This window comes from uncultured Negativibacillus sp., from assembly GCF_944388365.1.
In the GTDB taxonomy this organism is placed as follows: Bacteria; Bacillota; Clostridia; order Oscillospirales; family Ruminococcaceae; genus Negativibacillus.
The window spans coordinates 1-7854 of the sequence record NZ_CALXIN010000085.1 but is presented as its reverse complement, the minus strand read 5'-3'; the positions used below and the strand labels follow the sequence as shown (position 1 = coordinate 7854).

Sequence of the window (7854 nt, the reverse complement as noted above, 5' to 3'; positions counted from 1 at the left end):
TTTTCTGCAGAAAAGTTCGGAGAATGGGCTTTGCCCATTCTCGGGACCGCACACAAAAAAGCAGGACAACGCAGGAAGCAGAGGTGCGGTCTTCCCCTCAGAGGTGTTTCCAAAGAGGACACTTCCTCTTTGGCGAATCTTTGGTTCCTTTCTTTTCGACAAGAAAGGAACCTCGGGCGCGGGCTGAGTAAGCCCGCAAGGTTCTTGCAAAAAGTTTGGAGAATGGGCAAAGCCCATTCTCAGGACCGCACACAGAAAAGTATGACAACGCGGGAAACCAGAGGTGCGGTCTTTCCTCGTGAAAGGAAAGTAATCGCGGTGCAGGCTGCGTAAACCTGCAAAAAAGTTCTTGCAGGAACCCTCCTGCAAAAAGCCTTTGCAGAAATCTTCCCTGCAACAAAAGAGGAGGTTACCGAGAAGGCAACTTTGTTCCCTTCTCGGTAACCTCCTCTTGACTTTTTGACGCTTAGGTTATAAAATCTTACCATAGACCACAAAATATAGTTTTAAACACTACATTTTCCAAAGGAGTCGGTTTGCATTGAACGAACAGAAAATTGCAATCCTGGTGGACTCCGGCAGCGATGTGCCGCCGGAACTGCTGGAACGATACCATATTTTCATGATCCCGCTGAAAATCCTCTTTAATGAAGGTGAATATCTCGACGGGGTCACCATCGACGCAGCAGAGGTCTACCGCCGGCTGCCCACCGAAATTCCAAAAACTTCCCTGCCCGACGGCAACCAGATCACCGAGATGCTCGACCGCATCTATAACGAGGGCTATCGTCAGGTGCTGGGCATCTGCATCTCCAGCGGTCTGAGCGGCACCTGCAATATGCTGCGGGTGGTCTGCGAGGAATACGGCAAGCTGGAATGCCGGATCATCGACTCCAAAAACATCTCGATCGGCAGCGGTATCATCGCAGTGCGCGCCGCTCAGCTGCTCGAGGAGGAAGAGCTTGATCTGGACACCCTCTACCGCAAAACTGAAGCAATGATCAGCGACAGCAAGGTCTTTTTCTGCTTAAAGACGCTGGAATATCTGCAAAAAGGCGGACGCATCGGCAAGGTAGCAGCCATGGTCGGCACTGCCATCTCGCTCAAGCCGGTCATCTCCTGCAACGAGGAGGGCCGCTATTATGCCGTTGCCAAAGCCATCGGCCGCAATCCTTCGATCAAAAAGGTGCTGGAGCTTGCCCAGAAGTTTGCTGACGGCTGTCCGAAGGTCATGCTGGCTGTGATGCACGGAGATGCTGCCGAGGAGGCCGAAGCGCTCATCCACGAGGTCAAAAAGAAGATCCCGCAGGGCCTCATCGCTGTCCGCGGTCAGATCAGTCCTGCACTGGGCGTCCACACCGGCCCTGGTCTGGTGGGAATCTGCGTGCTGCGGCTCTCATAGCTATTATAACTCCCGTTCCTACAAAAGGAACGGGAGTTTGTTTTTGCAGGGTAGTCCCTAGGCCTGCGCCCGTACATTCTGTGAAACCGTTCCTTTTGTAGGCGCAGGCATGAGAAGAAGCGCTACTCCTTCTCCGAACTTTCTGCAAGAATATTGCGGGTCTACGCGACCCGCGCCCGCGATTACTTTCCTTTCACGAGGAAAGTAATCAAAGGCGTGCCAAAGAGGAAGTATCCTCTTTGGAAACACCTTTTAGGGGATTCTCCCCTCGGGAACTTCGCAAGCGAAGTTCTCTCCCCCTATCTGCTCCGGCAGCAGGAGAATGTCAAGTTTTGCAGCTGCCACTTCGGGTAGTAGAGTGCCTTCGTCGTTGTAGTAGCTTTCTTAAGAGCATGGGGTTCAAAGGGGGTCACACTTGACCCCCTTCGCTGGAATTCCAAAAACCAGGAGGTTTTTGGTGTGCTCTTTGTGAAACTTTCTTCACACAAGAAAGTTTCCGCGGGTATGGGGCGCGTAGCCCCATAATCCTTTCTGCAGGGGCTACCCTGCAACAATGCCTGCGGGTGTGGGCTGCAAAAGCCCACAATTTCTCTCTCTTACACTTGAAAATCTTATCAATCCATGCTACACTTATCTTATAGAATATTCACGCAGCCGTCACGATAAGGGCTTTGCTCTCTTTCCACGAAAGGAGTGTGTACTATGCTGAAAAAACTGACCACCCTGCTGCTTCTCTGTGCCGTTTTGGCAGCCTGTACCCCCAAAAACTCCAACGATTCCCAAAAGTATGCCGATCTTTCGGTCGATCAAATCCCTTCCATCGAGGAATACAGCCAGTTTTCTCTCGGTGAACAGATGGACTTAAAGGCTGCGATGGAGCGGCTGCCCGTCGATGCGTGTGAACAGATGGTGGAGCAGCACCTCGCCGACTGTTTAAAAGAGGAAAAACTCGCGGAACTGACCGACCTCTCGCTGACCAAGGATACCCTCTCGCTGGTCGAAGGAAAAAACCTCAAGCCGCTGGAAAACTTATATGTCGATATAGATGCTGTGCTGCTTGATGAGGATACCCGTACCCCTGTGGAAACCGGCGCGAAAGTGATTGAATCCATCGAAAATGCTCTGCGAAATTGCACCTACACAGCTCCCTTGATGATCAAACTCCATATCAATGTTTACTATCAATACGGCATCGCAAATACTTCTGACTCAAACTTTTCTTATGTCAATGTGGAAATCTATAAAGAGCAGAACGAAAACGAATACGCCGCCCAGACCATTGCCTACGACTTTGGCAAACAAAGTCCTGTTTTGCAGAAGAAAGACCTTGTCCTGCAAAAGTTTGGCGCAATCCCTGAAACACAGGAGTTGTATGTGGAATACTACGCAATGGACGAATACCTACTGGATGAAACGGTAAAAGCTGATCGAACCGCCGCTCTGGAAGATAAGTGTCAGGAGCTTCAAAAAGAGCTGCTCGCCGACGAAAGCGCCGCGCAGTACATCCAGGAAAACAACCTGAAAACCCTCACCGTCTCCTTCCAGAACAGCTTTTTCGAGGATGGATACCTCACCTTTAACCAGAAGCTATAACAAAAAAGCTCTCCTTTCGGAGAGCTTTTTTTCATGCAGTTTTATTAGCCGATCATCGAGAACAGCACATACAGCCAGTGAGCTGCAACGCCGGCGCACAATCCGCCGATGGTGTGGCTGATGATCGCCTTGCCGGTCATCTTGCTGTAACCCAGACTGTCCATCATTGCAACGTGAGTGCTCAAATAGCCGCTCCAGCACATGCACATTGCGGTAAAGACAGCGACGTCGTTTCCGGTAGCCATGCCGTCCTTGACCAGTTTTGGCACCAGACCGATCGCAGCACCTGCTGCACCCAGCGAGGTGATCGGCACCGATACGCCCTGAGAACTTGCAAAGCCGAACAGTGGCTTGAGGATAAAGTCGAGTTTGTCGCCGATGGCTGGCAGCAGCGCAATGCCTTCATAGGCTGCGCCGGTGTAGGTGCCTGTCTCGGACGGACCGTTGGTCAGCATCATAACAAAGGTACAGATGATGACAACACCCGGAATGATTGCCACGCCCATGCCGACACCCGACTTGCCGCCTTCGAGCATCGCCGACATGAATCGCGAGGCTGCACTGCCTGGACGAACCATGCGGTAATCGGTGTACATGATGGCGTTGATACCCTCGACCTCACAGTACTCGGTCTTGCCATATTCTTTAGCTGTGAACACCAGCATCAGACGAACGCTGACAATACTGCCCACAATCGCACCCAGGTTACCGATCAGCGCCGGACCAACAAAGCTTTCGCCGGTGGGCGAGGTAATACCGATCATGAACGAGGTGATGATCAGACCCATACCGAAGGCGGTACCGATGTTGGTCAGCGCCGGCAGCTGGTATCTCTTAAAGTATCTGCGGAAGCCCTGGTCGTCAGCCAGTGTCAAAATTGCCGGATTGTCCGACAGATAGGTTGCCAGAATACCGACAACGCTGGCACCAGGCAGATCATACAGCGGCTTCATCAGCGGAGAAAGTATCTTGTTGATAATAGCGACAACACCAAACTCGGTGAACAGTCCCGACAACGCACCTGCCAGAACCGCAATCGCCATAATATAAAAGACCGTATCCATCAGCAGCTGATAGGCTGTCTGCATCATGGTGTTGAGCATGTTGATTGCGCCCATCTTGGTGCCCAGCACCCCGAACAGAACGGCAAAACATGCCATGAACACAAAGCTCTCCAGGCTAACTACCTTTTTAATATTCGGATGTTCTGTGATGTCGGCACGTTCTTTGACCTGCTCCTGAGATTGCTCCTTGGATTCCATCCGTTTTCCCTCCTGAAACAGTTTTCGGCCGCCGGTGGATCTTATGATTGTACCACGCAGACAACCATTCTTTTCTTTTCATCCATCATGATAGCACACTGTACACAACGGTGTCAATCTGTTCTCATTTTTTTGTTAATAGTGGAAAATTTCACCGTTAAGTTTTATAAGAAATGAAAGTGCAGGCGAAAACTTCCGCGAAAGTTCTGCCTGCAAAAAAGGTTTGTCCTTGTGTCATGGATTATTTCTTTTCTATTGATCTCCGTGGTCAATGCCGGTAGTGGCTCAAAAAAGTTTTGAGCCTCGGGCTGCGCGGATGGTCGAAAATCTGCTCAGGGGTACCCTGTTCGAGCACTCTGCCGTCGGACAGAAAGATCACCCTGTCCGCCACACCCTTGGCAAAATCCATCTCATGGGTGGTCAATAGCATCGTCATGTGGCGGCTGGCCAGCTTGCGCACCACATCCAGCACCTCGCCTACCAGTTCAGGGTCCAGCGAGCTGGTGGGCTCATCCAGCAGCATCACCTGCGGATGGGTTGCCATCGCCCGTCCGATGCCCACCCGCTGCTGCTGTCCGCCCGACAGCTTGGAAGGATAGACATTCTCCTTATCCGAAAGTCCCACACTTTTGAGAATCCTGCGCGCCGACTCCTGCGCCTGCTTTTTGGGCATCTTTTTGACCTGCATCAGCGGCTCCATGATGTTTTGCAGCGCCGTTTTATTGTTGAAGAGGTTGTACTGCTGGAACACCATCGAGGTCATCGACCGCAGTGCATACTGCTGACGGCGGTCGATCTTTGGAGCAGTCACCGACACGCCGCCGATGCTGATTTCCCCTTTGTCGGGCATCTCCAGCAAGTTGACACAGCGCAGCAGGGTGGATTTGCCGGTGCCCGACGGTCCGATCACCGCCACCACCTCGCCCTGATGTACCTCCAGGTCGATGCCGCACAGCACCTTATTGCCGTTAAACTCCTTGTGCAGGTTGGTAATCTTGAGCATGACTTCCTCCATCTTCTTCACCTCCCGCCGTTAATACATTCTGGACAGCCATTTTTCCAGCAGCTTCTGCACATAGTTAAAAAAGGTCACGATCAGCCAGTAAACAATCATTACCGCGGTGAACGACTCGAGGAACTTCAAATCGGTCGAGCCTTCCATCTTTGCCACTGCCATGATCTCGGTCACACCCAGTGTAAACGCCAGCGACGACTGTTTGATGATATCGACAAAGTTGTTGGACAGTCCTGGTACCGCTACCCGCACTGCCTGCGGCAGTACGATGCGGAAAAATCCCTGAAAGCGGGTCATTCCGCAGGCAAGACAACCTTCCATCTGTCCCTTGTTGACCGAGGAGAGCGCACCGCGCAGCGTCTCGGACATATAGGACGAGGCGTTGAAGGCGACACCCCAGATAATCAGCGTCATAGTGCTCAGCTTCTGCATCGGAACGATCAGCTGCGGCAGACCGTAGCAGATCCAGAACAGCTGGGCAAGCAGCGGCGTGCCGCGGAAAATCGACACCCATGCACCGCAGATTTCCTTGAGCACCGGCACCTCCAGATAGTAGGCTCCCGCGATGATAAAGGCGATCAGCAGCGCCAACAGCAGTGACGCCAGCGAGATGCCAAGGGTTGTGTCTATATAGCGGAACATAATTGGAAACAGTCCCCAAAAAAACGATGCATCAAACATCCGTCGCCCTCCTCTTACGCTCTAAAATGACTGTTCAGGACAGTTTTTGTTAATTTATCCTAATATTATACAATTTGTATTTCCTCAGAAGGATGAAAGAAAAGCCTGACTTCGAGGAAATCCCCCAAGTCAGACTTTTTTGGCGTATCACTTCTTGCACAACGTTCTGTGCCTTGCTATGCCCGTGGATCTACGGTCGCATCCACGCCGAACCATTCCTCGCTCAGTGCGCTCAGCTCGCCGCTGTCGCGCATCTGCTGCAGCGTGTTGTTGACGGCATCCGCCAGCTCGGTATTGTCCTTCTGGAACGGATAGGCTGCCGACTCGATGTATACGATATTGTCGGTAATCTTGAAGTCCTGCCCTTTCTCGTCGATGTTCTTCTGGGTCTGCAGCACCGGCGCCACTCTGCCGTCGATACGGCCCAGCTCGATGTCGGTGTCCATCGCCGGCGTCGCCTCGTAGCCGACGATCTCGATGCCCAGATTCTGCTCCTCGTTGAGCTTCTTGAGGTTTAATTCGCCGTCGCCGCCCATGACGACGCCGATTTTGGTCCCTTTAAAGTCCTCCAGTGTGCTAAGCGGGCTGTCCGCCTTGGTTACCAGATTGTAGGAACAATAGAGATAAACGTCGGAAAACAGATACTTTTCCTGTCTGGTTGGATTGTCTGAGGAGACCTCACGCGCCACTACGTCCACCTTGTCGGTGTCCAGCATACCAAACAGACCGCTCAGGTCAGAGACGGTATACTCCAGCTCCCAGCCGTTTTCCTCGGCGATGCGCTCCCACAGGTCGATCTCAAAGCCTTTGAGCTGGTCGTCCTCCTTGTAGCAGAAGGGATAAAAATCGCCGCTGACGCCGACACGAACGACCTGCGCACTTCCCGTATTGTCCTGTGTCTGTGTTCCCGTATCCGCTGTACATCCTGCCAACAGACAGATTGCTGCTGTCATCATGACCGCGACAAGTCGTCTTAAATTCATAAAATCTCCTCCTTTTCTGAAATGTTTCTGTATAAGTTTTATAAACTTCTTTCATTATACTATATCTGTCTGTGTGGCGTCAAGTTGAATTCGCAACTAAATTGTCAAAACAATATCAAACTTTGGTAAAATTTCCGGCTGTTTTCATAAACTTTACAAAATATTAAAACTGCATCCGCAAAGTTGGGAAATTGCCGCCGTTGTTTTGTAGGAACTGTCAAACTTTTGCCCGATTCTTTTTCGGTCACTTTCGGTCATTTTCCTGTGCTTGATTGTAACTGTACTTTGTGGTATCATCAAAATACTGCAGCAATGTGCTGCAGAAGGACGTCAAGTTTTGAATAAAAAGGAGAACATTGTGATGGATTTTTTATCTCGTTTGCTCAAAGGCCTGATCGTGGGAGTGGCAAATATCATCCCAGGGGTCAGCGGCGGTACCATGGCAGTGGTCATAGGCATCTATGACAAGTTGATCGGCGCAGTTTCCGACCTGCGCAAGGACTTCAAAAATTCGGTGATCTATCTGTTCCCCATCGGTGTGGGAGCACTTTTGGGTATCGTGCTGTTCAGCCACCTGATCGAATTTTTGCTGCGCGACTTCACCATGCCCACCAATATCTTCTTTCTTGGGCTGATTCTGGGCAGCATCCCGATGATCTTTAAACGTGCAACCCAGAAACGCTTCGAAAAGGTGAGCATTCTGCCGTTTTTGGTCTGCTTTGCAGTGATGATGCTGATGACCTTTTTCCAGAATGTATCGGACGAAGGCAGCGCGCTGATCACCACTCTGACAGCAGGCACCGCTATCCGTCTGGTACTGTCGGCGACAGTCGCAGCAGCCTGCATGATTATGCCAGGCATCAGCGGCTCGATGGTGATGGTACTGCTGGGAGTTTACACCTCGGTGCTGACCGGCAT

At 51.4% G+C, this 7854-nt stretch carries 7 protein-coding genes; 3 read left to right on the top strand and 4 right to left on the bottom strand.

Going from position 1 to position 7854, the window contains the following annotated elements:
• Window positions 1-541: 541 nt before the first annotated feature.
• Entirely contained in the window at window positions 542-1402 is an 861-nt protein-coding gene (locus Q0L39_RS09605) for a DegV family protein (protein WP_296628726.1), read from the top strand.
• Window positions 1403-2104: 702 nt separating this feature from the next.
• Window positions 2105-2995, top strand: a complete 891-nt coding sequence (locus tag Q0L39_RS09600) for a hypothetical protein (RefSeq protein WP_296628725.1) — start codon at window positions 2105-2107, stop codon at window positions 2993-2995.
• Between the two features lie 44 nt (window positions 2996-3039).
• On the opposite strand, the gene Q0L39_RS09595 is transcribed toward Q0L39_RS09600, so the two are convergent.
• The 4 genes from Q0L39_RS09595 to Q0L39_RS09580 form a co-directional block, all read right to left on the bottom strand.
• Window positions 3040-4257 carry a hypothetical protein gene (locus Q0L39_RS09595; RefSeq protein WP_296628723.1) on the bottom strand — a complete coding sequence of 406 codons (1218 nt, stop codon included), beginning with the start codon at window positions 4255-4257 and terminating at the stop codon, window positions 3040-3042.
• A gap of 268 nt (window positions 4258-4525) precedes the next feature.
• A complete protein-coding gene (locus Q0L39_RS09590) occupies window positions 4526-5260 on the bottom strand; it encodes an amino acid ABC transporter ATP-binding protein (protein WP_296628728.1) in 735 nt (244 codons plus the stop codon).
• 30 nt (window positions 5261-5290) lie between these two features.
• The gene (locus tag Q0L39_RS09585) at window positions 5291-5953 is read right to left on the bottom strand and encodes an amino acid ABC transporter permease (RefSeq protein ID WP_296628721.1); all 663 of its coding nucleotides are present in this window, start codon (window positions 5951-5953) and stop codon (window positions 5291-5293) included.
• 176 nt (window positions 5954-6129) lie between these two features.
• Window positions 6130-6936 carry a transporter substrate-binding domain-containing protein gene (locus Q0L39_RS09580; RefSeq protein ID WP_296628720.1) on the bottom strand — a complete coding sequence of 269 codons (807 nt, stop codon included), beginning with the start codon at window positions 6934-6936 and terminating at the stop codon, window positions 6130-6132.
• A gap of 361 nt (window positions 6937-7297) precedes the next feature.
• Between Q0L39_RS09580 and Q0L39_RS09575 the strand changes: the two genes are divergently transcribed.
• Window positions 7298-7854: DUF368 domain-containing protein (locus Q0L39_RS09575; protein WP_296628717.1), on the top strand; the 557-nt coding region annotated here is incomplete at its 3' end.